1 protein-coding gene is annotated in these 1,048 nt (G+C 70.1%); it reads right to left on the bottom strand.

The features are described from left to right. Positions 1-1,048: polyketide synthase (locus AB0B96_RS40850; RefSeq protein ID WP_362907691.1), on the bottom strand; the 1,048-nt coding region annotated here is incomplete at both ends.

The raw sequence follows: 1,048 nt of genomic DNA, 5'->3' as shown, positions 1-1,048 counted from the left end.
CCGGCCCCTGTTCGAGGATCACGTGCGCGTTGGTGCCGCTGATCCCGAACGACGACACACCCGCCCGACGCGGACGACCCGTCTGAGGCCACTCGGCCGCCTCGGTCAGCAACTCCACCGCACCCGCCGACCAGTCCACGTGCGACGACGGCTCATCCACGTGCAGCGTCCGAGGCAGCACACCGTGCCGCATCGCGAGCACCATCTTGATCACACCGGCCACGCCCGCCGCCGCCTGGGTGTGACCCAGGTTCGACTTGATCGCGCCCAGCAGCAGCGGCCGGTCCTCCGGACGGTCCTGACCGTAGGTCGCCAGCAGGGCCTGGGCCTCGATCGGGTCACCCAGCTTGGTACCCGTACCGTGCGCCTCCACCGCGTCCACCTCGGACGCCGAGAGCCCGGCGCCTGCAAGCGCCTGACGGATCACCCGCTGCTGAGACGGACCGTTCGGCGCCGTCAACCCGTTCGACGCACCGTCCTGGTTCACCGCCGAACCACGCACCACCGCGAGCACCTCATGCCCGTTGCGGCGGGCATCCGACAACCGCTCCAGCACCAGCATGCCCACACCCTCGGACCAGCCGGTGCCGTCCGCGCTGTCGGAGAACGCCTTGGATCGCCCGTCGGCCGCTATCCCGCCCTGCGCGTTGAAGCCGATGAACCCCAACGGTGACGCCATCACCGTCGTACCACCGGCCAGCGCGAGCGAGCACTCACCCTGCCGCAGCGCCTGCGCCGCCAGATGCAGCGCCACCAGCGACGACGAGCACGCCGTGTCCACGGTCATCGCCGGACCCTCCAGGCCCAGCATGTAGGACAGGCGGCCCGACAGCACGCTGGCCGAGAGGCCGGTGACGCCATGGCCTTGCACGTCCGTCTGCGTACTTATGATCAGGCTCGTGTAGTCCTGGCTGTTGCTTCCCACGAAGACGCCGGTGTGGCTGCCCTTGAGCGAGAGCGGGTCGATCCCGGCCCGCTCGACCGCCTCCCACACCCCCTCCAGCAACAGACGCTGCTGCGGATCCATCGCGAGCGCCTCACGCGGCGA

It is taken from the genome of Streptosporangium sp. NPDC049046 (assembly GCF_040649155.1).
In the GTDB taxonomy this organism is placed as follows: domain Bacteria; phylum Actinomycetota; class Actinomycetes; order Streptosporangiales; family Streptosporangiaceae; genus Streptosporangium.
This window is presented reverse-complemented; position numbering and strand designations above follow the sequence as displayed.